This is a genomic window from Nocardia gipuzkoensis (assembly GCF_021183645.1).
GTDB lineage: Bacteria > Actinomycetota > Actinomycetes > Mycobacteriales > Mycobacteriaceae > Nocardia > Nocardia abscessus.
Genome location: NZ_CP089225.1, coordinates 1,003,827 through 1,030,058 on the forward strand (window position 1 = coordinate 1,003,827; position 26,232 = coordinate 1,030,058).

The 26,232-nt window shown below is 68.4% G+C and carries 17 protein-coding genes; 1 reads left to right on the forward strand and 16 read right to left on the reverse strand.

Annotated features, from left to right (window positions below; genetic code table 11):
• Positions 1-68: 68 nt before the first annotated feature.
• On the reverse strand, positions 69-1,613 hold the full coding sequence (locus LTT66_RS04670) for an amino acid permease (RefSeq protein ID WP_233064244.1): 1,545 nt from the start codon (positions 1,611-1,613) through the stop codon (positions 69-71).
• A gap of 214 nt (positions 1,614-1,827) precedes the next feature.
• Here LTT66_RS04670 and LTT66_RS04675 point away from each other — a divergent pair, with 214 nt between their 5' ends.
• Complete coding sequence (locus LTT66_RS04675) at positions 1,828-2,889, forward strand: SPFH domain-containing protein (protein WP_233064246.1); 1,062 nt, start codon at positions 1,828-1,830, stop codon at positions 2,887-2,889.
• A 37-nt stretch (positions 2,890-2,926) separates the two neighbouring features.
• Here LTT66_RS04675 and LTT66_RS04680 read toward each other — a convergent pair whose 3' ends face one another.
• The 15 genes from LTT66_RS04680 to eccB all read right to left on the reverse strand — a co-directional run bounded on the left by LTT66_RS04680 (position 2,927) and on the right by eccB (position 26,161).
• Complete coding sequence (locus LTT66_RS04680; RefSeq protein WP_233064248.1) at positions 2,927-7,870, reverse strand: NAD-glutamate dehydrogenase; 4,944 nt, start codon at positions 7,868-7,870, stop codon at positions 2,927-2,929.
• Positions 7,871-8,042: 172 nt separating this feature from the next.
• The gene (locus tag LTT66_RS04685; RefSeq protein ID WP_233064250.1) at positions 8,043-8,723 is read right to left on the reverse strand and encodes a hypothetical protein; all 681 of its coding nucleotides are present in this window, start codon (positions 8,721-8,723) and stop codon (positions 8,043-8,045) included.
• Position 8,724: 1 nt separating this feature from the next.
• Entirely contained in the window at positions 8,725-9,777 is a 1,053-nt protein-coding gene (locus tag LTT66_RS04690; RefSeq protein WP_233064252.1) for a discoidin domain-containing protein, read from the reverse strand.
• Between the two features lie 77 nt (positions 9,778-9,854).
• Positions 9,855-10,208: a helix-turn-helix domain-containing protein gene (locus LTT66_RS04695; protein ID WP_233064254.1), complete on the reverse strand. Its 354-nt coding sequence runs from the start codon at positions 10,206-10,208 to the stop codon at positions 9,855-9,857.
• 16 nt (positions 10,209-10,224) lie between these two features.
• Complete coding sequence (eccE, locus tag LTT66_RS04700; RefSeq protein WP_181724408.1) at positions 10,225-11,940, reverse strand: type VII secretion protein EccE; 1,716 nt, start codon at positions 11,938-11,940, stop codon at positions 10,225-10,227.
• A complete protein-coding gene (mycP, locus tag LTT66_RS04705) occupies positions 11,937-13,295 on the reverse strand; it encodes a type VII secretion-associated serine protease mycosin (protein ID WP_195065467.1) in 1,359 nt (452 codons plus the stop codon). Before mycP ends, eccE begins: the two co-directional genes overlap by 4 nt.
• Positions 13,295-14,818, reverse strand: a complete 1,524-nt coding sequence (gene eccD / locus LTT66_RS04710; protein ID WP_233064256.1) for a type VII secretion integral membrane protein EccD — start codon at positions 14,816-14,818, stop codon at positions 13,295-13,297. Before eccD ends, mycP begins: the two co-directional genes overlap by 1 nt.
• On the reverse strand, positions 14,815-16,365 hold the full coding sequence (locus LTT66_RS04715; RefSeq protein ID WP_233064258.1) for a MinD/ParA family ATP-binding protein: 1,551 nt from the start codon (positions 16,363-16,365) through the stop codon (positions 14,815-14,817). The genes eccD and LTT66_RS04715 overlap by 4 nt, the downstream gene beginning before the upstream one ends.
• A 34-nt stretch (positions 16,366-16,399) precedes the next feature.
• On the reverse strand, positions 16,400-17,293 hold the full coding sequence (locus LTT66_RS04720; protein ID WP_233064268.1) for an ESX secretion-associated protein EspG: 894 nt from the start codon (positions 17,291-17,293) through the stop codon (positions 16,400-16,402).
• Positions 17,290-18,654, reverse strand: coding sequence for a PPE domain-containing protein (locus tag LTT66_RS04725; RefSeq protein ID WP_233064270.1), 1,365 nt, complete (start codon positions 18,652-18,654; stop codon positions 17,290-17,292). Before LTT66_RS04725 ends, LTT66_RS04720 begins: the two co-directional genes overlap by 4 nt.
• Before the next feature lie 30 nt (positions 18,655-18,684).
• The gene (locus LTT66_RS04730) at positions 18,685-18,996 is read right to left on the reverse strand and encodes a hypothetical protein (RefSeq protein WP_233064272.1); all 312 of its coding nucleotides are present in this window, start codon (positions 18,994-18,996) and stop codon (positions 18,685-18,687) included.
• A 411-nt stretch (positions 18,997-19,407) separates the two neighbouring features.
• Positions 19,408-19,713, reverse strand: coding sequence for a hypothetical protein (locus tag LTT66_RS04735; RefSeq protein ID WP_195031501.1), 306 nt, complete (start codon positions 19,711-19,713; stop codon positions 19,408-19,410).
• A gap of 43 nt (positions 19,714-19,756) precedes the next feature.
• Positions 19,757-20,065, reverse strand: coding sequence for a WXG100 family type VII secretion target (locus LTT66_RS04740; RefSeq protein WP_195098310.1), 309 nt, complete (start codon positions 20,063-20,065; stop codon positions 19,757-19,759).
• Positions 20,066-20,603: 538 nt separating this feature from the next.
• Positions 20,604-24,611, reverse strand: coding sequence for a type VII secretion protein EccCa (gene eccCa / locus LTT66_RS04745; protein WP_233064274.1), 4,008 nt, complete (start codon positions 24,609-24,611; stop codon positions 20,604-20,606).
• Positions 24,611-26,161 (reverse strand): type VII secretion protein EccB, encoded by a 1,551-nt coding sequence (eccB, locus tag LTT66_RS04750; RefSeq protein WP_233064276.1) that lies wholly within the window; start codon positions 26,159-26,161, stop codon positions 24,611-24,613. Before eccB ends, eccCa begins: the two co-directional genes overlap by 1 nt.
• Between the last annotated feature and the right edge of the window lie 71 nt (positions 26,162-26,232).

Sequence of the window (26,232 nt, forward strand, 5' to 3'; positions counted from 1 at the left end):
GCGCGAGTATTGTTCCCGGCATTGGGAATAGATCCGCCCCGGGCGCACGGCCCGGGGCGGATACTGCTTCACTCCTCGTCGTCGGGCTTGTCGAGGATCACCACGGTGTTGTCGCCGCTCGTCGCGCGGCGCTGGGGCCGCTCGGCCAGGACCGGGAACTGACCGGTGATGCCCTGGCGGATCTCCGCGATCTGCAGCACTCGCTTGCGGGCGAGGAACCAGCCGCCCACCAGCGCGGGAACCATGATGACGATCATCGCGATCACCGCACCGCGCTGCACGTGGTCGTCGCTGAACGCCATCAGCACGACCACGGTCGCCAGGAACACCAGCGTGGCGAAGCTGGTGTACGGAGCGCCGATCAGCCGGAACGACGGCCGTTCCACGCGGCCGGTGCGCGACCAGCGCCACAGCTGCAGCTGGCAGACCACGATCGCGGTCCACGCGAAGATGGTGCCCAGCGCCGACATGTTCAGCACGATCTCGAAGGCCTGCTCCGGCACCACCGCGTTCAGGCCGACGCCGATCAGCGCGACCGCACCGGTGGCGAGGATGCCGACGTAGGGCACGCCGCCGCCGGACATCCGCGCCGCGATGGTGGGCGCGCTGCCGTTCATCGACATCGAGCGCAGGATGCGGCCGGTCGAGTAGAGGCCCGCGTTCAGGCTGGAGAACGCCGCGGTCAGCACGACGAGGTTCATCACCGAACCGGCGCCGTCCACGCCGAGCCGGGAGAAGAACGTGACGAAGGGGCTCTCACCGTTCTTGAACGCGGTGTAGGGCAGCAGCAGCGCGAGCAGGACCAGCGAACCCACGTAGAACAGCGCGATCCGGGCGATCACGGAGTTGATCGCGCGCGGCATGATCTTCTCCGGGTTCTCCGCCTCACCGGCCGCGGTGCCGACCAGTTCCACGGCGGCGTAGGCGAATACGACACCGGTCGTGACCAGGACCAGTGGAAGGAGTCCGGACGGGAACAGCCCGCCGTTGTCCGAGATGACACTCGGGCCGGTGACCTGCCCGTCGACCTTGAAGCGGCCCGCGAGGAACACCGTGCCGATGATCAGGAAGGTGACCAGCGCGATCACCTTGATCAGCGCGGCCCAGAACTCGAGCTCACCGAACCACTTCACCGAGACCAGGTTGATGCTCACCACGACGGCGAGGGAGACCAGGGCGATCAGCCACTGCGGTATCGCCTCGAACGCTCCCCAGTAATGGACATATGTCGCGATGGCGGTGATGTCTACGATCCCGGTCATGCACCAGTGGAAGAAGTACATCCACCCGACGGCGAATGCCAGCTTCTCGCCGTAGAACTCACGGGCGTAGGAGACGAACGATCCGGAGGAGGGGCGATGCAGCACCAGCTCGCCGAGCGCCCGCAGGATGAAGAACACGAACACGCCGCAGATGGCGTACACGAGGAAGAGCCCTGGTCCCGCACTGGCCAGCCGGCCACCCGCACCGAGGAACAACCCGGTACCGATCGCACCACCGATCGCGATCATCTGCAGCTGACGCGGGCGCAGCGACTTGTGGTAGCCCGAGTCCTCGTCTTCGAGCGCGGCAGCCTGCGCGGGCGCGTCCGCGGGTGGTCGAACTGTGGTCATGTCGATGGCCTTTCAGGTGACGGCGATCATAACTTCGATCAATGTACCGTTAGACAGCGGCACGTTCAATAGCGATCCACATCTTGTAACACGCTGGACATCAAAGACTTTGAGAAAAGGGCGCCCGAGCAGCGGCGATCCCGAAGTTATTCGTTGAACGTACCACCGGTTATCGGTACGCTCGATGAGATATATACCGGATGAGGGAGCGCAGATGGCCTGGTTCGAGCGGGAGTTCGTCGCGGTCCCGGAGGACCGCAAGAATCAGCTGGTCTACAAGTGGCCGGATGTCAACATCCGCCGCTACACCCGTGCGATGGTCAACGCAGACCAGCTCGCCCTCTTCGTCAAGTCCGGGCAAGTGGTGGGCGCGATGGGCCCGGGACGCCACCGCATCGACGCCGACGAGCTACCGGTGCTCGGCGCGCTCGTCGACACCGTCACCGGCGGCAACTACTACCGGGCCGAGCTGTATTTCGTCTCCACGCGAGAGTTTCCCGGGATTCGCTTCGGCGGGCGGCTGGCCGACATCCTCGACCCGGTCAGCGAGCAGGTGGTGACGCTGCGGGTCTTCGGCGAGTTCGCGCTCACCGTCCGCGATCCGGCCGAGCTGATCACCGCGCTGGCGGGCACCGCCGATCTCACCGATCAGGACCGAGTACAGAGCTGGTGCGCCGACCTGCTCCTCAAGTCGATGAAAATTGCCGTCACGCAGGGTATCTCGCGCGGCGACTGGCAGGTGCTGGGCCTCTCGGCGCAGCTGCAGCCGATCGAGAGCGCGGTACTGCGCCAGACCAACACCGCGCTGTACGAATACGGGCTGCGGATCTCACGGCTGGGCAACTTCGACATCAGTCTGGCGCCGGAGGACGCCGACCGGCTGAAGCGACTCGCCAAAGACGTCAAGTACATCCGCCTCACCGGCGATTTCCAGCGCTACGCCGCGGGCGAGCTCGCGCTCGGTGCGAGCCAGGGTTTCGCGCACGGTCACCACCACGGCGCCGAAGGTGGGTTCCTCGGTGCGGCATTGAGTTTGAACGCCATCGGCCAGCACGTCGGCGGCCCTTCCTCCGCGCCGCCGCCTGCCATCGCGCCGGAAGCGGGCCAGACCACTTGCGCCGCTTGCCAGTCCGCCAATCCGGCGGGCGCGAAGTTCTGCATGAACTGCGGAGCGCGCCTCACGCCGCAGCCGCGGCACTGCCCGAGCTGCGGCGCGGAATCCAGTCCCAACGCCAAGTTCTGCGGCGATTGCGGAACGCCGATGCCCGGAGGCTGACGCCGAGCGCGCCTGCCTCCGGGCATCGTGCGGGAGATCAGCCCGCGACCGTCGTTGACACGGCCGTCGACTCACTGCCGCTCACCATGCCGCGGACCTGCCGCGCCGCCACCGAGAGCGCGGCGAGATCGTGCGTTTCGGCGGCGAAGATCTGCGCCAGCGACGCACCCGCACGGGCCAGCCGCGACCGGTTGGTCGACTCCCAGTACGCGATCTTCTCGGCGGTGCTGTCCTGCGGTTCGGTCGCGGTGAGCACGTCGAGGGTCAGCGACCGCAGCGAATCGTAGAGATCCTCGCGGACCGCGAGGCGCGCCAGCGCCCGCCAGCGCCCGCCACGCTCCAGTTTGCTCACCGCGGTCAGCAGCCGTTCGATCTGGAAGTGCTCGTTGAGCGCGTAGTACAGCACCGCGACCTCCGCCGCGTCGCGCTCGGCGATGTCGGCCAGATCGATCACGTCCAGCAGCGGGAACAGGTGGATCAGCCCGAACGCCTCCTCGGCCAGCTCCCGCGGCGCGCCGCGGGAGATCGACCGCCGCGAACGCTCGGCGAGATCGTCGGTCAGCTCGCCGGTCAGCCAGGCGGGCACCTGGCCGGACAGGGCGCGCACGCCCTCACGGTACCGGGCGATGTCGGCGCCGATCGCGATCGGCTGCGGCCGGTTGGACAGCAGCCAGCGTGACGCCCGGTCCAGCGTGCGCTTGGTTTCCAGCTCCAGTTCGTTGCGCGCCGCCGTGGACATCGGCGTCTGCCTGATCCGCTCCCAGAGGGTGTGCAGATCGAAGATCTCCACCGCCGCCTTGTACGCGCGCACCGCGTCGTCGGTGGTCGCCCCGGCCTCTTCCGCGAGCCGGAAGGCGTAGGTGATCCCGCCGTAGTCGACCATCTCGTTGACCACGACGGTCGCCACGATCTCGCGCCGCAGCGGGTGCCTGCCGATCGCTGAGGCGAACCGTTCGCGCAGCGGCGCCGGGAAGTAGGCCGGCAGCACCGAGGCGAACGCCGCGCTGTCGAGCAGGTCGCCGGCCAGCAGGTCGGCCTTGAGCGACAGCTTCACGTGCGCCATGAGATTCGCCAGCTCGGGCGAGGTGAGCCCGGTCCCTTCGGCCGCGCGGCGGGCCAGCTCCGCCTCGGTGGGCAACGCCTCCAGCTCACGGTCCAGACCGCGGCGCTGCTCGAGGTCGTTGATCAGCCTGCCGTGCACGCCGGACATGCCCGCCGCGTCGGCCCGCGACATCCCCAGCCGGAAATTCTGCGAGATGTTGTCCCGCAGCACGAGGTCGGAGACCTCGTCGGTCATCGAGGCCAGCAGTGGATTGCGCTCGGCGACGGCGAGCTCGCCGCTGGAGACCACGGCGTCGAGCAGGATCTTGATGTTGACCTCGTGGTCGGAGCAATCCACGCCCGCCGAGTTGTCCAGCGCGTCGGTGTTCATCCGTCCGCCGTTGCGGCAGAACTCGATCCGGCCCAGCGCCGTAGCGCCCAAGTTGCCGCCCTCGCCGATCACCTTGACCCGCAGCTGGTCGGCGTTCACCCGCACCGCGTCGTTGGACTTGTCGCCCACGTCGGCATTGGTCTCGGCGCTCGCCTTGATGTAGGTGCCGATACCGCCGTTCCACAGCAGATCCACGGGGGCCAGGAGAATGGCTTTGATCATTTCCGGCGGGGACAGCGTGGTCACGTTCGCGGGGAGGTCGAGTGCCGCGCGCACCTCCGGGGTCACCGGGATAGCCTTGGCGGAACGGTCGTAGATGCCGCCGCCGGAGCTGATCAGCGACTTGTCGTAGTCGGCCCACGACGACCTCGGCAACGCGAACATCCGCTGCCGCTCCCGATAGGAACGAGCGGCGTCGGGAATCGGGTCGAGGAAGATGTGGCGGTGGTCGAACGCCGCGACCAGACGGATGTGCTCGGACAGCAACATGCCGTTGCCGAACACGTCACCACTCATGTCACCGACACCCACCACAGTGAAATCCTGCGTCTGAGTGTCGATCTCCATCTCACGGAAGTGGCGCTTCACGCTCTCCCACGCGCCCTTGGCGGTGATGCCCATCGCCTTGTGGTCATAACCCGCCGAACCACCGGAAGCGAACGCGTCACCGAGCCAGAAGCCGTAGCTCAGGGCCACGTCGTTGGCGATGTCGGAGAATGTCGCGGTGCCCTTGTCGGCCGCCACGACGAGATAGGTGTCGTCACCGTCCCGGCGCACCACCTGCGCGGGGGGAAGCACGTCCCCGGTCGCGCGGTCGACGTTGTCGGTGATGTCCAGCAAGCCGGAGATGAAGGTGCGGTAGCAGGCGACGCCTTCCGCACCCAACGCTTGCCGGTCCGCGACGGGATCACCGGTGGCCGTGGGCGGTTGCTTGACCACGAAACCGCCCTTCGCGCCCACCGGCACGATCACGGCGTTCTTCACCGCCTGCGCCTTCACCAAACCGAGGATCTCGGTACGGAAATCCTCCAGCCGGTCCGACCACCGCAAACCACCACGCGCGACCGATCCGAAGCGCAGGTGCACGCCTTCCACGCGCGGCGAGTACACGAAGATCTCGAACTGCGGGCGCGGTTTGGGCAGTTCGGCGATCGCGTGCGGATTCAGCTTGACCGACAGGTAGTCCAGCGCAGCACCCGCCTCGTCGCGCCGGTAGTAGTTGGTGCGCAGCGTCGCCTCGATCAAGCCGAACAGCGCCCGCAGGATGCGATCGGTGTCCAGGCTGACCACGGCGTCGATCTCGGTCTGCACCCGCTGCGCGATGTCCATGGCCCGGTCGGACGCTTCCGCGCCGATGCCGTCCGGGTCGAAGTACGCGGCGAACAGGTCGATGCACGACCGCGCCGTCGCCGGATGGTTGAGCAGGACGCGCGTGATGTTGCCCAGGGTGTAGGCGAATCCGGCCTGCTGAAGATACTTCGCGTAGGCCCGCAGCAGGGCCACCTCACGCCAGTGCAGGCCGGCACGCAGCACCAGCTCGTTCAGTCCGTCGACTTCGGCGCGGCCGAACCACATCGCGGTGACGGCATCCGGAAAACGCCGTCGCACACTGGTTTCCGGCAGCGAGGCTGCGTCGACGGAATGCCCGGCCTGCGCGAGCGGCTCGCTGTCGAGCGCGTCCCGCAGCGCCGCGGCGGGCACGCGCAGCCCGAAGTCGTAGATCCAGCGGTCCGGCCGGTCCGCCAGCGCGATGCGGTAGGGCCGCTCGTCGACCACCTCCACACCGAGACTGTGCAGAACCGGCAGCACACGGCTCAGCGAGACGCCCTCACCCGCGACGTAGAGCGTGAATCGCCACTCCGCGGAGCCGGACTCGCCCTGACGGTAGAGATCGGTGTCGATCGCGCCGTCGGACAGCCGCTCGAGGCGCCGCAGGTCGGTGAGCGCGTGCGCGGGCTCGTGCTCCTGCTGGTAGCTCGCCGGGAAGGCCGCCGCGTAATCGGTGACCAGCGCCTGCGGCACATCGGGCACGCCCGCCGCCTCGGCGACCAGCCGGTCGCTCCAGGTCCAGGTCGTCGCCAGCAGCAGTTCCTGGATCCGCTCGCGATTGTCCTCGGAGATGTCGGCGGCGTCGGCGCCCGGCTTGCGGTGCACCGTGAAGTAGACGACGGCCAGCTCCGATTCGGTGGCCCGCGCCGAGTAGGCGATCTGTTCGGCGTCGAACTGCTCGCGCAGTATCTCGCCCATGCGCAGGCGCACCTCGGTGGAGTAGCGATCGCGCGGCATGTAGACCAGGCAGTAGATGGTGTCGCTGCGCGAATCACGCCGGATGAACAACCGCACCTGCCGCCGCAGGCCCAGATTCATGACGGCGGAGACGGTTTCGAACAGCCTGCGCGCGTCGGTGGAGAACAGCTCCACGCGCGGGAAGGACTGCATCATCTCCAGCATCGCCTGACCGGAGAACGAATCGAGGCCGAAACCCGCCCATTCGATGACCTGCAGCACGCGCCGCGAGATGATCGGGATGTCGAGGATGTTCTCGTGCAGGCCCGCGACGGTGAAAGTGCCGACGAAGACGTGTTCGCCCTTGACCATCTTGACGGTGTCGCCCCAAGACGCACGGCCGCTCGGATCGCTTGCCCCGTAGTCGGCCACGCTGATGAAGTACAGGTCGCGAGAGCCGGGCAGCAGCGAGTCCACCGAGCCGTTGGCCATGCGCAGGACCGTGCGCTTCGCGCCGACCACGGGCACGCTGATTTCGGCGTCGGCGCCGTTGCCGAGAACGCCGAGTCCCGTGCCCGGCAGCTGCCACGGCACGAAGTCGGCGTTCGCGCTCGGCGCGGAGCGGCGGAAGTGGTAGTAGCCGTAGCCGAGCGTGGTGAAGTGCCCGTCCGACAGCCAGCGCAGCAGCCCGGCGGTCTGCGGGATCTCCGCGTCACCGGCCCACTGCGCGGCCTGATCGAGCTGGTCGGCGACGTTGTTGAGCACCTCGACCATGGTCGGCGTGTCGACGGCCACTCGGCGCAGGTCGGCCAGCAGTGGCGGCAACGCTTGTTCGATCCGGTCCACCAGTTCGTCGGACAGGCCCGCACCCAGCTGTACGTGAATCCACGACTCGCGCAGGGGCTTTCCCTCGGCGGCTCCGGCCGTCTCGGCCACGCCGTCGCGGGGCGCGATGGACAGCACCCGGCCGTCGGCGTCGCGCGTGACGTCGAACACCGGATGCACGACTTCGGTCACCGTCGCGCCGAGGCGGCGCAGCGCGGCGGTGACCGAGTCGACCAGCAACGGCATGTCGTCGTTGACGATCTGAATCGCGGCGCCGAGCCCCGCGCTGTCGTCGGGCCGGTAGACCCGGGTGGTCGCCGAGCCGGGCGCGCGGGTGGCCGCCAGCTCCAGATGCTGCCGGAAGATCCGTTCGGCCCGATCCGTGATCGCCGACGCCGAGGATCCGGGCTGGATCCACCGGAAGTAAGCCGCCTCCAGATCGGTCGGATCATCGCGGAACCGCTTCGGTGAAATCGTCTGCTGGGTGGTTGCCACCATCGATCCGTTGCCTTCCCGAGAACTGCGCTCGTACGTGTTTCGTACCTCAAATAACGTACCGCTGAATAACGGCACAATCAATAGTGTAACAATAATTGGCTGCGGCCGGCATGGGTTGCGTGCGTCCGGATCAGGGATTTTCCGCGCCTCCGGTGGAGCAGGCGCGGTCAGCTCAGCGGACCAGTCCCGCCCGCGACATGAACGTCTGGGCGGCGGCCCGCCCGGCGAAGGTGCCCGTCTCCAACCGCAGACCCGTCCGGGTATCCGCGTACCAGACGGTTGCCGAGGGTCCGATCGCCGCATAGACGGGACCGTCGACGAGGGCGACGCCGCCGGAGCCGCGCCATCGAGAGATGCTGTCCGCCAAGCGATCCTGCTGCGCCAGTTCGACGTAGAAGATCATGTCCCGCCCGCCTGCGATGCCGCCGAACAGCATCGGGTGACCGGCCGCGACGACGCACTTCTCCCCTTGCCCACCGGCGTCGAGCCGCTGGCAGGTAGCCGCCGAGCGCAACGTGTCCGGCATGGCCTGCACGGGCGTCGTGGCCCCGGAAAGCGAGGGCAGGGACAGCGAACAGGACCGGACACCGAAGACGGCGGCCACGATCATCACCAGCAGGCCCACCCCGAGCGCCTGCCACTGCCAGCGCGGATAGGTCTTGTCCACAAACCTTTTCGTCCCCGCGCCGACCTTCTCGGCGGCTTCGGCGACCTGGGTCGGCACCCTCTCCACGGCGGACTTCGCCGCGTCCGCGGCCGAGCGCAGCGGAGCACCGCAGTGCGCGCAGCGGGAATCCGCACCGGTGTTGCGGTGCGAGCAGTACTGGCAGACCAGTTCGGGCAGCGTGGACACCTCAGCGCCCCGTGATGACGATCGAGGAGATCGCGGTGGTGTTGATCGACGGATCGCCCTTGGACTCCAGCACGGTCAGTACGATCTTCGCCGCGCTCACCGCGGGCTCGATCTTGGTCACCACCAGCGTCCGCTGATCGAGGGTCGGCTGCGTGTAGACGGTCTTGTTGCCGTCGTCGAACTGGTAGGAAACCCGGCTCGCGGTGCGGTATTTCGCCCACTGATCGGTGCCGTCCGCGCTGATGTGATCCCAGCCGGGCACGATGCCGATGGAGTCGATCTGATACGTCTTGCCCAGGTCGATGGTGATGACCTGGCCGTCGACCTTGTAGGCGCGCACGCACGACCACGCCTTGCCGGTCTGCCCGCCGAACGCGTCCATCGCCGACGTACTGCCGGGCGGGCACTTCGAGTCCGCGGACTTCGGCTGGATGATCGAGCCCGCCGCGGGCGCGGCCGAGGTAGTGGGCGGCGCCGAGGTCGGCGGCGGCGTGACGACCAGAAGTTGGTCCTGTGCCGTGTTCTTCTCCTGGCCGCCGGTGGTGACCAGCAGCAGCACCAGCAGTACGGCGACCACCGCGGCGACGATCAGCGCCACCCTGGGTTTGCGCAGCTGGACGAGCACGTCCTTGGCCATCTGCTGCGCGGGCGCGAGCCGGTCGGCCGGTGTGGCGGATACGCGTTCCGGCTGCGGTTCCGGGTCGGCCGGCGCGTTCGATCGCGCGGCCACCGCGGAGTAGTCGTTCCGGAGTTCCACTCCGGGGGCCGGCTCCTGCGCCTGCCCGTTCAGCAGCGCGAGAATACGCTCGCTCGCCTTCGGGCCGTCACCGGTGCGCCGCCGCGGGGCGACCTCCTGCGGCTCCGAATCCAGGTCGGGCAACCCGAGCGACGCGGCGCCGAACTCCGCGCCCGCGCCGAAATCCTCCGTGTCGCCGAGCGGCGCGCTGTCGGCGCGCGGCGCGGCGGAAGACCCGAGCGAAGGATCGGAGAGCAGCGCGTCGAGGACCGCGCCTCGATGACGGAGAAAGACGTCTCCCGGGTCCTCGGCGGGCATGGTCCGGATCGTATCCGGACCGAGCCACCCGCCGAGCCCACGCTATTCCCGCTGGAGAGAACAGCCGGCCCGTCTGGTCAGCGCTTCTTCTCCTCGGTCACGAAGTACTCCGGCGGCACGTCGAACACCCGTGCCAGCGCGATCACCAAGTCCAGGCGCGGGATCGCGTCACCGTGGATCAGCCGGTAGAGGCCGGACTGCGACACCGGCACGTCCGGGTAGGCCAATTCCAGGTGCTGTGCCAGCGAGTAGAGCGTCAGCGACCGCGTCGACCCGTCCTCGGTCGAGACGACGGACTCCGCGATCAGCTCCGACAACCGGCTGGAGAAGATCGCCGCCGCGGCCTGTCTCGGGGTTAGCGCGTCCCCGACGTCCGGATGAGGGATATCGCCGCCATCGGGATGGGTGTCCGCTACCACGGTGATAGACATTAACCGACCACTCCCATCAGCTCACGCGACGGCCACCGGGTTGCGGGGGTGCAACCACGGGTCCCGATGCCCCCGCACCAGGCGCGGGCGGTCCGTCGACGGAATCGAAATAACGTGTTTCGCCTCTCGGCTCGATGAGGTCGACCCGCACCGTTCGCATCGGGATGCTCACGTCCACCGCGGTAGCGCTGACCTGCTTGATCGCGAGATCGACCGCACGCCTGCGCGGACCGCCGGGCTCGCTGATGGTGACCGTCGTGTGCGCGTTCGACGCACGCGGCGGAAGGTGGTCGAAGACCGCGATGGTGGCCGGCTCCGCGGCCTCCGGTGCGCCCGGGTGATCCGCACCCGGATCGGCCAGTCGCATCGAGCGCTGGTCGCCGACCGCGGTCACCAGCTGGCGCCAGCTGTCCGGTCGCGCCGAGTGGATCTCGACGTCCGCGCCGACCACCATCGCCCGCAGAATGATCTGCTGGGCAACCGGCAGCATGGCCTGCACGTCGATGGTGCGCCTGCGCGGGTTGAACCGGGCCGGGTCGAACAGCGGCAGCGCCAAGGTGTGCCGCGGCTGACCGCTGATCGAGCCCAGGATCTGGCCGTTGGGGCCGATCGCGATGGCCAGGTCGGTGACAAGATCCTCGGGCGCGACGTCGGCGCCGGACTCGAAGCCGCGCAGGGCGCGCACCGAGGCGCCGGTCGGCAACGACGCCAGCAAGGCCGTGGACTGATCGCCGCCGAGTAGTCGCAGGTAGTCCGGCGGTTCGGTGGTGACCGCGGGGCCGATGAACCGGACCAGGGCGCGCGGACCGGCCGTATCGTCGGTCAGGCTCACCACGAGCGTGGTGCGGCCACGGTTCCAGGTCCAGCAATCGTCCAGGCCGACCCCGCCCAGGCGGGTCCAGTCGATCAGGAAGCTGGTCACACACCTGCCGGGCACCGACGACTGCAGATTGCTCCAGGTTTCCCGCAGATCGGAGAGTTCGACTCCCGCGTGCAGCAGGCGCGTCGCGTCCCGTAGGGCGGCGGCGGGCAGGGCGTGCGCGGCGATGCCACGCTCGCGCAGGCGTCCCGCGATCCGGTGCGTGGCGCTGGCCAGCGCTTTGGGAGCGACCACCGCGCACGGACCGCGCTTGCTCAGCGCCGCCAGGTTGCGTTCCTGGTCGAGCCGGACCACCAGCCAGGTCAGCCGGTCCCCGACCACCGGGTGCGATCCGATCAGCTGGTCGTAGAGCATGCTGTAGCTGCCCGAGGAGCGGACGCGCTGACCGGTCGTGACGATGTCGATGTCCACCGCGACGCCGAACTGGTCCAGCATCGGCAGCAGCAGATCGACCGGAATGGTGTCCTCGGTGTAGAGGGTGCGCTCGGAGATGACGGTCGGCAGATCCAGGTTGGGCGCGAGCTGGATCATCGCGATGAGAGTGTCGCCCACCTCGTTGACGCCGCACACGCCCGCGGCGACCTGCACGTCCCGGATCTGCGCGAGCTGCGTCCGTTCCTGCGCCCGTGCGGTCCGGCCGGTACGGTAGGCCGCCCAGTCGAGCAGCCAGCGAACACCGGTCCGTCCGTTCACGCGGACGGTCACCGTCACCACCAGGACCGTGACCACCACCGCGCTCACCCACCATGGCGTCTTGGCCGAAAGCCCGGCCAGTAGCGGGCTGCCTACGACGACGAAGGCGGCGAACGGACCACGCTCGACGCCGGCGACCCGAACGCTCGGAAAGCTCACCGGCGCCTCCGCATCACGGAGTTCAGGTGACTACCCGCGAGACCGAGCAGCACGGCCGCCAGGATGACGACGGTCGCGGTGATCGCGGGCCGCAGATCCTTCGCGCGCGGCGCGGGGGGCATGGGCAGTTCCGCGGACCGGAACAGACCGGCGGGCTGCTGCGGCGCCGTGCGGTAGCTCAGGGCGGCGAGCGGGTCGATCATGCCCGCGCCGACCATGTTGTCGATTCCGCGCGCCGGGGCGTGCGCGCTGGCTTGCAGGCGCGCGGCGATCTCGCGCGGGGTCTCGTTGGGGAAGCGCGACCGCAACAGGGCTGCCACCCCGCTGACGTAGGCCGCGGCGAACGACGCGCCGCCGACCGGCACGAGCTTGTCCGGTTCGCCGACGCCGTTGATCAGGCCACCGCCGCCGGGGCCGAGCGATTCGATGCCGGTCCCCGGCGCCGCGACCGAAACCCACGGCCCGGTCAGCGAATCCGGCATGGGCGCGCCGCTGGCCGTGGTGAATCCCACCGTGAGCACGTCGGCGCCGAACCAACCCGGCGTGGAAATGGTCTTCACGTCGCGCCAGTTGCGCGGGTCGGCGGGACGAGCCGGGTCGATCTCCGGATTCTGCGCGCAATTGGCGGCGCCCGCGCTGTTGCCCGCGCCCGCCACGATCAGCGCGCCGCGCACGTGCACCGCATGGCCGATGGCCGCCGACAGCATGGACTGATCCACCTGCGCGTCCACCGGCATACAGATCGGCAGCGACACGGTGATCACCCCCGCGCCTTGGTTCGCGGCGCGCGTGATCGCCCGCGCCAGCGTCCGGATTTCGACGGCCATTCGCTGGCTCTGATCCGAGCTCGGCCGTTCGGGGCTGAACGCACCGGAACGGGTGCGGATCGAGATGATCCGCGCGTCCGGCGCCACACCGGCGAATCCGTCGGTGGGATCGGGTGTCGCGCCGATGATCCCGGCGACCAGCGTGCCGTGCGCGTCGCAGTCGGACAGCCCGTCGCCACCGGCCGCGAGGTAGTCGCCACCGCCGACGAGGTTGGGCAGGCGCGGATGGGGCTGCACGCCCGTGTCGATCACCGCGACGGTCACTCCGGCGCCCCGGCTCAGCGCCCTGGCGCGGCGCAGATCCAACGCCAGTTCCGGTGGCGGAGTGCGGGTGAGGTCGCTGTCGGGCAGCACACCCGCGGCCAGACAGCCTTTCTCCTGCTTCATCGGCTGCTCGGGTCCCGGCGGGTCGTCCGCGGGCGGCACGCCCACCACGACCTGCGGCGGCTCCAGCGCGACGGCGGGGGCGGCGGTGACGGCCAGCATCACCCCGGCGAGAACCGCGACCGCGGCACTGCCGACCTTCATCAGATTCCTCGCATCGCCGTGTAGACGCCCATGATCCAGAACGCGATCACCGGAACCATCAGGATCAGCGCGTATTCCACCAGGTCGATGACGCGCCGGGTCACCGGAGACAGGCGCTTGCCGGGCAACTGGAGAGCGGCGACGCACGCCGCGCACGCGGCTGTGGCCACCACCAGGCCGACCACGAGACGCGCGACCGGGCTCTCGTAGGCGCCGATCAGGACGAAGCCGACGCCGCACACGGTGACGGCGGAGCCTGCGACCAGCGCGATCGCCTGCACCCGATCCGGGTGCCAGCGCGAGCGCATCGCCAGCAGGCCCGCGATGGCGGCGGCCATGACGATCTCGCGGATGCCACCGGGGCTGACCGCGGCCGTGAGCACCGCGGACACCGCGAGCACCGTCGCGATCGCGGCGATCAGGCCGCGCAGGCTGGTGACCGCCAGCCGGGCGCGGCCCTCGATACCGGCCTCGGCGTTGTGGCGCTGCTGTTCGCTGTCCACGGTGTGCTCGTCTCCGTCACGCACCGTCTCCGCGTCGAAGATGTCGGTGAGCGTCGTCGGCGCGACCTCGTTGCCCGGGTCCGGCAGATCCGGCGGCCGGATCCGCGCGATGGCCACGGCCAGGCGTGGCGCCATGGTGAGCAACACGATTCCGACGAACACCACGCCACCCGCGACCTGTCCGACGGACAGGTCCACATAGGTCAGCGGCAGGGCGGCCAGAGTCACCGTGACGCCGAGCACGGTCACGGCCATCAAGGTGGCGATGCCCAGCCCGCTCACCCGCATCATGGTGGCGGCGGCCACCGCCGCGACCACCGCCCCCGCCGCCAAGTTGGCGGCCGCGAACGGGCCGGGCTGGCCGTAGGCCGGTGGCACCAGCATGGCTCCGCCCGCGAACAGCAGCGGCGTCGCCGCCAGCGACAGGCCGAGGCAGATCTTCGCCGGGGCGCTGCGGCGCCGGGCCAGCGCGGCCGCCACCCAGCACAGCGCGCCGAGCAGCAGCGCGGGCAACCCGCACCACAGGGCCGAACCGGTCATCGTCCACGACCAGGCCAGCATCGCGGCCACCGCGGAGGCGCCGACGCCGAGCACGGTCAGCCCCACGATCGAAGCGGTGTTCGCGTCGAATTCGGCGAACTCGCGCTCGTTGATCAAGGCGAGCGCGTCGGTGATGTCCTCGACCAGCGGTGTGAACACCTCCGCCGATTCGACGACCGACAGCATCAACACGGCGCCGTCGGCGATGTCGTGGTCGGCCAAGCTGCGCCAGCGCGGGATCGGCGCCTCGCCAGGGCGGGCCAGGCTCCACTGGCCCTGTGGCGGAGTGAAATCGACGCTCTCGTCATCGATCGCCGAAGCCAGCACGACCAGCAGATCGTCGATGAAGGTCTCGATGGTGAACTTCGTCGGCACCACCACGTCGACCTGGTAGCTGGACACCATCACGGCGATCCGAGCCCGAGCGACCTCCGCCGACGGCTGCGTCCCGGCGGGCGCGGGCGCGACGGCAGTACTCATCGCCACCCTCCGCGGTCACCGGAGTTGTCCGCACCGCCGGAGAGGTAGCCGGGGAATCCATCGGCCAGCCAAGCGGCCAGCTCCTCGAACGCGAGCACGGTCTCCTTTTCCAGCAGCCGCAGGTCGATCTCGCCGCCCTCGGCCAGATGCGCGTCGTAGGGCAGCACACAGGTGGGGCGCTGCGCGGTCTCGAACAGCTTCTCGATCGCGTCCACCTCGACGGTCGGCTTCAGCGGCTGGTGATGCACGATGCCGACGATCGACTTGGCGATCAGATGTTGCATGCCATGCGAACTCAGCCAGTTCAGGGTGGCCACCGCACCGGTCACGCCGCCGACAGTGGCCGGGGTGACGACCACGACGGCGTCGCTGGTCTGCAGCACCGTCGCCGTCGCCGAATCGAGCACGCCGGTCCCGCAGTCGACCACCAGCAAATTGAAGTGCTTGCGCAGGATTTCCACGGCGGTGCTGTACTCGCGGCCCGACAGCGCCTCGGTGGCCTCGGTGCTCCACGGCGACGCGATCACGGCGAGGTCCGCCGAGTTGATCGAGGTGAACGACTGCACCGCGGAGAACGCGTCCAGGTTCTGCGACTGCGCCAGGTCCCGCAGCGTCAGGCCGTACGGATGCCGGCAGGTGCGCGTCGACAGATCGCCGAAGTCCGGGTTCGCGTCGATCGCGACCACTCGGTCCGGGCGCAGGCTGGCGAAGGTCGAGCCGAGCGTCGCCGCGGTGGTGGTGCGGCCGACGCCACCCTTCACGCTGATCACCGCGATCTGATAGGTGGTGGTGAGCTGGCGCCTGATTCGCGTTTTACGGTCCTCGGCGCGCTGCTCCGCGGGTGAAAGGCCGAGGTTGAACCCGACTTTGTTGAGCGCACCTCGCATACCGGAGTTGGAGCGCAGCTGCGCCCGCTTCGCGGCGGAGATGTCGGCGAGCAGTTCGATCGAGCTGAGCGCGGCGGGCAGTACCTCCACCCGAGGCATCGGCTCATGGGTCGAGCGGTCGATGCGCTCGGGAACCCACGGCGTCGCCGCTCCCGGCGCCCAGTCCTGGTTCGCGGACGCGGCCTCGTTGCGGGCGATCGCCTGGGCGGGCTCGGCGGCCCGTTCGGCCGCGTACTGCTGGGCGACCTGCTGCTGCGCCGAAGGGTGCTGGGCCGCCTGCGGTGGCGCCTCGGTCGGCGCGGCGGCGGGGAAGTTCCGCGGCGTATTCGCCTGCGGCGGCGGGACACTCGCTTGGGGAGGCGGCGTGCTCGCCTGCGGCGGACGGGGATTCACCTGCGGCGGCGGAACGCTCGCGCTGGGGGGCGGCGGCGCGACCACGCCCGGTGAGCGGTGCTCGGATTCCGCCACGGTGGGCGCCTGTGGCTCACGCGGCGGTTCGACGTGGGTGAACGTGTCGGCATCCTGACGCGTTTCGGCGGCGGGCCCCTGCGCGACGGCAGCGTCCGCCATTTCGCCGGTAGGTGCGAAGAACGCGTCGTAGCCGCCGTGCGCCCGCGCGGCCTCGGCCGAATGACCGTTTTTGCTCGGTGCTCGGTTCATTTCCGTCGTCCTCTCCACAACCACGGTCCGACGTTCAGTTCACTCTGCTGGTGTCGAACCAACTTCGACCGGGCAGCAGGTCGACCAGCGCTCCGATGCCGGACCGCAAGGCCGCGTCATCGCCAGGCGCATATCTCGCCCACTTCCGTCCGTCCATCGCGACGCTCGGAGTCACAATGATTCGCCCCGACAGGGTATCCACCACGTTCACGCTGAATACCGGCTGCGCCGAACTGCCGTCGTGGTGCTCGATGAGCACCACCTCCGCCCGTCGGACCACCTCGTCCAGCACTCGGCTCAGCACCGCGGCGGCGTGCGGTTCCGCCCCGAGTTCCACCAGTGCACGCCGCCGTTCGTCCTGGTCGTCGGGAATCTCACCGAATTGCTCCACCGTCGCGGCGATCGGCTCGAACTGCAACGCCGGTGCGGGACCGAGCGCGGCCAGAACGGCGGCCGGCAAGGTGTCGAGCTGGTCGTCCTGCTGGAACACCGACTGGATGACGACATGGTCGTCGGAGCGCACCGCGAGCACATGGGTCTCGCCCGCGCGCACCAGCGACATCCGCAGCATTCCTTTCCGCTCGCCATCCAAACCGGTGTCCAGGATCCGTACCACCATTTCCACGTCCGGCCGGTACAGGCACCGCAGCCAATGCTCGACGACCGGGTGCACGCGCCCGTCCTGGAGCACACCCACTTCGGTGAGCTGCGCGGCGACTACGGCGTGTACCCGATCCCGATCCTCGATGCGGTAGATGTTCGGCAGCAGCGCCAATACCGGCGGATAGGACTCGATGCCGACCAGATGCTGTAACAGCAGGGCGGCGTCGACATTCAGGTCGATTGCGACCGGATCGTCTTCCACACCTTCCTCGAATGCATTGTGATCATCTCCTTCGACCTGGATCTCGACCTCGGCGCGCTTCACCGAGGACGTTCTACGGAGGCGAGCACCGCTTCGTCTTCGTTGTCGTTTCGCTCGATAACGCCCACCGCCAGCACGGATTCGAGCATCGGCTCGTCTCGGCTGTCCCGGTCCTCGTACTCGATGACCCCGATGACGGGAGGTTGCTCGAGTACCGGAACATCCTGGGGTTCGCCCGGTACGAATACCTTCGACGACCTCTTCTCGTCGTCGCGGCGTCGTCGCATTCGCGCCTTGGGCGCGAGCGCACCACGCGGCGGGCCCTTCCGGGCCATCGGTCCGGACGTCGCTTGTTGCGGCATGGCGCCGAATGCCCGTCCGGCTCCGGCATTCCAGCCGGCGGGCAGCCGGAATCCGGTCGCAGCGCCCGGCATCGATCCGAGGCCGCCACGGGCCATGTTCAGCGCGACCAGGCTTCCGGCCCCACCGCTCAACGCGGCCAACGTCGGCGAGTTCTGCGACGTGTCATAGAACCAGGACTGGCCCAGGTCTCCGTCCCCCGCGCCGTTCATTCCCGAATCTCCGGACCAGCCATTGGCGTTCGGGTCCGGCGACAATTGCTCGGGATTGGTGGCGGGGTCCATGGGATCCGCAGGCTGAGTCGGATCCGCAGGCTGAGTCGGATCCGTCGGCTGAGTCGGATCGGTGGGTTTAGTTGTATCGGTAGGGTTCTGATCCCCGCCCGATCCCGTGCTGTTGTCCGATCCGGTCGGCCCGTCGCCCGTCGACGTGGATGAGATATCGGTCTGGGTGAAGTCGCTACCCTTGTAGTCGGTCGCGTTGTCGTAGGACGCGTAGTCCGTCTGCGGGCCCGGCCCTGGGCCGCCGGTCACGATCGGCGGCGCCTCGAGCGGTGGCGGCAGTGCGGCCAGTGTGGGCACCAGCGCCGCCGCGTAACCGGCCATCACCCCGAGGGCGGCCCCCCGCAGCGCCATCAACTCGGCTTCGGCTTCCAAGAACGCCGCCCCGCTCAACGGGCCGAAGCCGCCGCCGAGCGCGATACCCTCCTGTATCCGGACCTGGGCTGCCTTGGCAGCGAGGACCCCCATGGCGGCCTTCGCCGTGGTGGAGATGTCAGCCGCTCGGTCCAGCAACTGGCCGGTTGCCTCGGCCACCGCCGCCTGTTCACGCAACCACGCCGAGTGTTTGCGGAAGGCCGCCTGCGCCTGGTCCGCGGTGAGCGCTTGGAACGTCCCGCTCATCTGGAGCATCGAACTGTCGGTGTTGGCCGCGGCGGCATTCAACCGCATGGCCATAGCCGAATAAGCCTTCGCGGTCGCCCGCGTCGTGGCGACCCCATCGCCGGCGAGCACGGGGGCGATGATCCCCTCCGGCCCCAGCGCGCCGAGTACCACAGCAAGCATCTCGTCAGCTTTCGCTCGCGCTGTCCGCGGCTAGAACGCGGCTACTCTGCTGAGCACCTGGCCGCCGCCGGCCACGTCGCCGACCGCGAAGGCGGCGCCTACCTCGGGTAGAGCGACCGCGCCATCGGTTCCCAGGGCGATTCCGTTTGCCGTGGTGGGGAAGAACAACCCCGCTTGCTTGGCGCACGCGGTGGGGATGAGCGCGCTCACGTCATCGAGACCCGGCGGGGCCGGGACAGCGAGGGGAGCGGCCGCTCCGAGCATCAGCATCAGATCCTCCGCGCTGACGCCGAGCTGGGAAGCGATAACGGGGAGATGATCCCAATCGACAGCGAGATGCATGGACGTCTCCTAACAACCGGTACCCACTCTTGGCGAGTAGTACTTCGACATCGAGCGGTGCAATCAGAACGTTAAGCTATCCCCAGCATTGGGAATATCGAGTCGAACTCGCATTCACCCTGCGGGCAGCATCGTCGTCACCCGCAGATTCCCGCCCCATGCGAGTGGTGCGTCACGTGACACGAGTCCCCGGCACGTTTTCACGCCCTCACCGAACAGTATCCATGACATGCGATCGCCCTCGACGATGTTCGTGTGGACGAACTCGTCGAGGGCGACAGCGAGTATTTCTCGAGAACTCGGCAGTGATCCGAGCGCCGCGACAGCGTTCGAATCGACCATCGCCGGACCGGCTCGCGTCACACCGGACGATCGGCCGGGACCGGGATGGTGATTCGAACCGCGGAGTCGCTAGAGCCCGATCTGCGAGAACCGCATGGCCTGACCCTGGTCCACCACGCGGAACTGACCGTCGATGCCGGACACGCCCTTGGTGGCCGCCTTCAGCTGCATCAGCGCCTCGTTGTACTGGTCGATCTGCTGCTTGACGCGAGTCTGCAGGTCGCCGTTCGTGGTACCGGCGTCACCCTGGAAGTTCTGCGCGAGCAGTTTGGCCAGCGTGTCCCGCTCTCCAGCGTCGACCGTCATGTCGCTGAGCACCTTGTCGGTACGGATGACCAGGCCCTCGACGGCATCGTAATCATTCTTCAAAGCCATTTTCCGAAACCTTTCCCGATTTTTTTCTGCTGCAGATCCGGCATCAGAAATTGAGGTTGTATTTGTTGACCTGCGACGCGTTCTCCTGGTCCTGGCTGTCGAAGGTCGCGCCGGCGGCATTCAGCGCGTCGACAATCTCCATGAAGGTCGCGTGCAGCTTCCCGCCCTTGTCGAGGGCTCCCTGCATCGCCTGCTGGATGGCGTTTCCGGTCGCGCCCTGGACGGCGGGCGCGTACTCCATCTTGACGCCCTCGAGAATACCCATGTGGTTCTTGAAGGTGTCGGCGTGCGTGAAGAACTTCTTGGCGACAGCGTTGATCTCGGACGGGTCGCCGGTGTAGCCGATGGGCATATCTGTTCCTATCCTTTAAGGCGTTTACCTTGCCTCGGACGGGTTCGCCGAGGACGTTGACAGCGTGTGCGTCGGAATAGTCGATGCGCGATTCGGGCCATCGAAGTCCTCGACCACACCGATTACAGGGGGTTTCTCCAGTACCGGCACCTCCTGGGTTTCTCCGGGAACGAAAACCGCCGCCGGAGCTCGCTTTTCCCGTCGTTCCGGTGGCGTCCCGTCTTCGGCGCGACGGCACCGCACAACCGGCCTTCGCGCGGCTGCACCGCGGTGCCCTCCACCATTGTTCAGCCGTACCCCGCATGCGGTCGCCTCGCCTGGCTGCCGCTTCGCCGGTTTCCGCGAAGTGGTGGCGCCGCCGGAGATGGACCCGAGCGTCCACCGGGGGTCGGTCACGGCCTCCCGCACATCCGGCGGCGTGTTGCCGAGATCCGGGAGTGCCATGGCGAGACTCCAATCGAGCGTGACTACCAGCTCGGATCGAGCGGCTGCTAAGGAAAACGGTAAGTTATTCCCAACCTTGGGACGCACGCCGAACTCACATCTGCTGAGGTACCCAGGCCACCTGGACGAGATCTCGGCGGGAACTCATGGGCTCCACGTAGATTCCCCGTCCCGGCGGCTGCTTGGTGGCTCGCACGTCGCTGATCAATACGCCGTCGAGTTTGGAGCCGTCCATGATCAGACCCGAGGAGTTGAGGTTCTTCATCTGACCGATCACGTTGTCGTACAACGCGGTATCCGCTTGCGCGATGTTGCGCGCCGCGATGACGTGCAAGCCGGTATCGCGACCGTCGACGAGGATGTCCTTCAGCGGTTCCAGCGGGTTCATCGCACCACGCTGCGCGATCATGTGGTAGTCGTCGATCACGACGAAGACCTCGGGCCCCGACCACCAGGACCGCTCCGCGAGCTGCCGGGTGGTCACGTTCTCCGGTGGGCGCCGCGAGCGCATCTTCTCCACCAGCGGCGGCAAGGCGTCGCGCACATCCCGCTCGTTGGTCACATGGCCGATGAGCATCTCCTGCGGCACCGTCTCCAGATGCCTGCGCCGGTAGTCGATCAGCAGCACGCGCGCCTGCGAGGGATCGTACTGACGCTGAATGGACGCCAGCAGGGCGGCCAGGGTGGTGGACTTCCCCGAGCCGGTCGAGCCGAGCACGATGAAGTGCGTCGACACACTGAAATCGATCGTCGCGGGCTGCAAATCGGACTCCCGCAGACCGAACGGCACGACGAGGCGCTGCGCGAGCGTCTGAGGCGCCGGCCAACCGGCGCGCACCTCCTCGATGCTCACCTGCGGAGGCAGCAGTTTGACCTGCGGCGCCCGGCGGCCGGGATAGCGTTGTGCCACTTCGGCGCTCGCCGCGGCGAGGCCCTCCGGGGCCGAGTCCGGCTCGCCCACCCCGTCGATGCGCGGCAACGCCGTGAGCATGTGCAGGCCGTCGGTCGAGATGCAGCGACCGGGCCGGTTGGCGGGGATCGCCGCGACCACATTGCGGTGGACATTGAAGGTCGTGTCGGCCAGGTCGCCCAGGCGCATCTCGACGCGAGTCTGCATCAGGTCCTTGATGGCGGGACGGATGGCGATCCAGCGTGAACTGGCTACCACCAGGTGGATGCCGTAGTTCAGGCCCTGCAGCGCGATGGATTCCATCACGGGGGTGTACTCGTCGTAGTACGGGCCGTTCGTGCCGAACCCCACGTCCCATCCGTCGATGACCAAGAAGACGTCGCCGTAGGGATCGCGGTCCAGCCAAGGCGGCCCGCCCGGCGCGTCGCGCAGCGTGCGGAACTTCCGGATCGAATCGATCCCGAACTCGGCGAACGTCGATTGTCTGCTTTCGAGCAGATTCGTGATCAACGCGATGGTGCGCCGGATGCGGTCGCCGTCGCGGGCCGCGGCGACCGATCCCACGTGCGGCAGGTTCGCCAACGCCGACAACCCGCCGCCGGAGAAGTCCAGGCAGTAGAACTGCACCTGCTCCGGGGTGTGGGTCAGCGCCGCGGACAGGATGAACGATTGCAGCGCGGTCGATTTACCGGACTGGGTACCGCCGACGATGGCCATATGCCCACCCGCGCCGGACATGTCGACCGACCAGACGTCCTGACGCTGCTGACGAGGCTTGTCGACCAGCGCCAACGGCATCTGCAACGCCCCCTGCGGCACCGCGCGGATCATCCGCTCCAGCGTGGGCGGGGTGATCAGCGGCGGCAGCCACATCTTGTGCGCCGGCTGGCCGTGCCGGGCCAACTGCTGCAACACCGCTTCCATCACGGTGATCGAATCCCCGTCGGCGGCCTCGGGCGTCGCCTGGACGACCACCGGCTCGACCACCACGGGCCGGGTGTCGACGATATGGCCGGTGGTGAAGCGCTGCGGCGGCCGGTATCCCCCACCGGGCCGTCGGGCGCGCTGCGCGGAGGCCGCGGACACTTGCGCCGGGGGCGAGTACTTCTCCCCTACGTACGCGGCCTGGAACCGCTGGAGTTCACCGGAGCCGACCCGCAGGTAACCCGAACCCGGCTTCTTGGGCAGGTGGTAGGCGTCCGCGGTGCCGATCGCGTCACGCGAGTCACTGGTCTGGTTGGTGCGCAACGCGATCCGGTAGGAAAGGTGGGCTTCCAGCTCGCCCATCCGGTTGGCCGGCACTTTCTGCGACGCGAGCAGCAGGTGAATGCGCAGCGATCGGCCCAACCGGCCGATGGCCACGAAGAGTTTCGAGAAGTTCGGGTACTGCTCGAGCAATTCGGCGAACTCGTCGAGAATGATCAGGAGGGTGGGCAGCGGTCGCAGGTCCGCGCCTTGCTCCCTGGCGCGTTCGTAGTCGGCCACGCTGGCGAAATTGCCCGCGTCGCGCAGAATCCGTTGCCGCCGCGCCATTTCACCGTTGATGACGTCTTCCATACGGGTGACGAGGTCGGCTTCTTCCTCCATGTTCGTCACCACGGCCGTCACGTGCGACAGCCGGTCGAATCCGAGGAACGTCGCGCCACCTTTGAAGTCGACGAGCAGCAAATTCAGCACGTCCGGCGAGTGTGTCGTCACTGCCGAGAGCACCAGGGTCCGCAGGAATTCCGACTTACCCGATCCGGTGGCGCCGATGCACATGCCGTGCGGGCCCATGCCTTCTTCGGCCGATTCCTTGATGTCGAGGTAGGTGACACCACCGGCCGGATCATGACCGAACGGGATGTTCAGTCGTGCCCGGTCCTCGTCGCGCCGCCGGATCCACGCCTGCTCGACCCGGATGGCGCCGGGGTCGGCGATGCCGACCATCTCCTCCCACGACGTGCCGCCACTGGCCTGCTCGGCGGCAACGGCCTCCACCACCGTGGACAACCGGTACGGCGACAGACTGCGCGCCATGGCCGTCATCGCCGCCGTGGACAGCGTGTCGGCGACTCCGACGCGACGCAAGCCGCGCGGGGTCACCTCGTTCAGCGACCGGTCCTCGGTCACGGTGAAGCGCAGCGCGCGGGGCAGGTTCTGCTCCGTGGCGCCCAGCCGCAACCAGGTGCAGCCATCGATGCCGGAGATGTCACGGTCGCTCGCGGGCCCGCCGATGTCGACGATCAGCAGGTAGTGCGTCCGATCCAGAGTGGGCTGCGAATTCGCCGAGAACGGACCGCGATTGAGCCCGGCGAGCACCTTGGTGCGCAGCTCGGCGACGGTGCGATAGACCATCCGGCTGGAACCGATCGCGTCGGTCTCATTGGGATGCTGGGTGTGCGGCAGCCATTTCAGCCAGGACCACTCCGGCGCGTCCGGATCCGACAGCACCGCCGCGACCGCCACCTGGTCCGGGCCGTGCAGCACCGCGACCTCGGCGATCATCGCGCGGACCAGCCCGGCCACCAGCTGCGCCTCACCGTCGATGCCGACCTGCGGCGCCGACAGCAGATTGATCGCGACCGGCATGCCGCCGACCGTGGAATAGGCCTTGGCGAACCGGGTCAGCTCGACGACGCCGACCGGGTCCAGATCCGAGGTGGGCGCGGCTTCCGGGACGATCACGCGCACCTGATTGGCGATGCGCCCCCGGCCGACCCGGACCCGCAGGAACTGCGGACTCGCGACCTGCACTTCCCACATCCGCTTGCCGCCGATCAGGCGGGCGATCTCCTCGGGGCCGGGATGGGTATAGCGCAGGAAGGCATACAGTTCGGCTTCCGCCCCGTGCACCGTCTTGCGGTTGTCGGTGATACTGCGCAGGTAGTCTTTGCGTTCCTCGTTGAGGCTCGCCGCGCCGCCGCCGGAGTTGCCCGCGAACGCGCCGCCCATCATGCCGAACATCGACACCAGCATCATGGCGGGGAACATCAGCATCATCGGATTCATGGCTCCGCCGCCGCGGAACATCATGACCATCATTCCGCACATGGCCGCCACCATGACCACGGGCATGATCATGCGCAGCCGGGACGCCGGGACCGGCTTGGGCAGCTCGGTCGGCGGTTGCAGCCGCAGCTCGGTGACGGCCGGGGCTTTGGGACCGCGCACCGTCCGGGCGGGTCGGACGAATCGACGAGTGGTGGTCACTACGAACCACCGAGCCCGGCGACGATCTTGTTGTTCGGGATGCCGTCGTGCTGAATGCGAGCTTCCTTCTGGGACAGGGCGGGACCGACCGCGAACAGCGAGATGATGTTCCACGGCGCCGGGACCGGGGTCCGCATCCCGAGCGCGGTCAAGGTGGGATCGCCGGTGATGCCGCTGGGATCGGTGATGACGCCGTAGCGGACACCGCTGTCGGAGACCCAATAGAATGCTTCCCGCAGCGGTGATCCCGGTTCGGCGCCGGTCACCTGCACGAAACGGCCGGTGTCACGCGGCAGATAGGCCGCGTCCGCGGTAGTGCCACGCGAAGCGGAGGAGGTCACCAAGTCCACCGTTCGGCCCTGCTCGTCCTGGGTGAGCGGCAGTTGCCTGCCCACCAGCAGTTCGGTGGCCGCGTTCGGATCGTTCCCCGAGCGCGACCAGTGATAGCAGGTCACGCCGGACCGTTCGGGGTCGACCAAGCGGATGGGGCGGGTGGGGTAGGACGCGGTGCCCGGCCACTGCCCCGGGCGCAGATTGGCCGCGATCACGTCGGGCCCGACAGTGCGGGTGGACACCGCGCCTTGAGAGTTCGCGTTGCGGACCATCGCCGCCAAGACGGAGCTGATCCGGACCAGACCCGTCTGTGAGACGAGGTAATAGGAGACACCGTGGTCCGGCGTCGAGACGGTCAGCACCGACCCGACCGGCGTGGTGAATCCGTTGTTCAAGGTGATCGACTCGCCCGCGCCGGGTACGTCGGGCACTCGCAGCGGCGGCGCCTCGGGAATCGCGTTGACCAGGCCCTTGGACGCCGCCATCACCGGAGCGGTCGAATCGATGCCGAGCGCCATCGCCACCGCGGTGCTCGCGAGGTCGATCGCGGCGCGCACCACGCCTTTCTCCGCGTCGCCGTACACCAGCCAGGTCGTCGTGTCGTCGCGCAGCAGACGGGCCTCGCCTTCGCCCAGCTGGCGGATGGCGTCGCCGTCGACGGTGAGCGGACCGCCGATCGCCGTCGTCCGCACCGCGGAGCGACTCACCGTCGGCAGTCCGGTGGCGGGGTTCACCGGTGCCGCCGCACCGGTTCGCGCCGTGTCGCACACCGTCCACGACGAGTCCCGCTCGCCGGTGTCGACGATGCTGCTGGGAGCACCGGGAATGCCGACCCAGGGCCCGCGTGGATATTTCGACAGCTCGTCCCTGGACACCTTCACCGGGTTGTCGGGAGAACCGACGATCAATCGAGCGGAGGTCAGATTCAACGCCGGGAACAGCCGATTGTTCAGCCGCACGAACAACGCGCCGGTGTCCTTCTCCGCCACGATCTTCGCCTCCCCGACCTTCTTGGCCGGTTTGAAGAACGCCAGCACGGCGGCGCCCGCGATGATCACGCACGCGAGCGCGATGCCGATGGACAGCGCCGTGGAACGACCGCGCTGCGGGTCATCGATCATCGACGCGTCTCGACGGACCAGCGCATGCTCGATCCGGCGCAGCAGAAAACGCCAACCAGAGATCTGGTGTTTGGTCACAACCCGGAAGCGCGCCACCGGTTCTCGTTCCTTCCGCCGCCCTGCCGCCACACCGTAACCACCGGTTACAGCATGAATAAGACCCTTGT

What these genes read in the sequence shown, in the direction of transcription:
- LTT66_RS04670 (WP_233064244.1), bottom strand. Translation starts at nt 1,613, where the DNA reads ATGACCACAGTTCGACCACCCGCGGACGCGCCCGCGCAGGCTGCCGCG.
- LTT66_RS04675 (WP_233064246.1), top strand. Translation starts at nt 1,828, where the DNA reads ATGGCCTGGTTCGAGCGGGAGTTCGTCGCGGTCCCGGAGGACCGCAAG.
- LTT66_RS04680 (WP_233064248.1), bottom strand. Translation starts at nt 7,870, where the DNA reads ATGGTGGCAACCACCCAGCAGACGATTTCACCGAAGCGGTTCCGCGAT.
- LTT66_RS04690 (WP_233064252.1), bottom strand. Translation starts at nt 9,777, where the DNA reads ATGCCCGCCGAGGACCCGGGAGACGTCTTTCTCCGTCATCGAGGCGCG.
- LTT66_RS04695 (WP_233064254.1), bottom strand. Translation starts at nt 10,208, where the DNA reads ATGTCTATCACCGTGGTAGCGGACACCCATCCCGATGGCGGCGATATC.
- mycP (WP_195065467.1), bottom strand. Translation starts at nt 13,295, where the DNA reads ATGAAGGTCGGCAGTGCCGCGGTCGCGGTTCTCGCCGGGGTGATGCTG.
- eccD (WP_233064256.1), bottom strand. Translation starts at nt 14,818, where the DNA reads ATGAGTACTGCCGTCGCGCCCGCGCCCGCCGGGACGCAGCCGTCGGCG.
- LTT66_RS04715 (WP_233064258.1), bottom strand. Translation starts at nt 16,365, where the DNA reads ATGAACCGAGCACCGAGCAAAAACGGTCATTCGGCCGAGGCCGCGCGG.
- LTT66_RS04725 (WP_233064270.1), bottom strand. Translation starts at nt 18,654, where the DNA reads ATGCTTGCTGTGGTACTCGGCGCGCTGGGGCCGGAGGGGATCATCGCC.
- LTT66_RS04730 (WP_233064272.1), bottom strand. Translation starts at nt 18,996, where the DNA reads ATGCATCTCGCTGTCGATTGGGATCATCTCCCCGTTATCGCTTCCCAG.
- LTT66_RS04735 (WP_195031501.1), bottom strand. Translation starts at nt 19,713, where the DNA reads ATGGCTTTGAAGAATGATTACGATGCCGTCGAGGGCCTGGTCATCCGT.
- LTT66_RS04740 (WP_195098310.1), bottom strand. Translation starts at nt 20,065, where the DNA reads ATGCCCATCGGCTACACCGGCGACCCGTCCGAGATCAACGCTGTCGCC.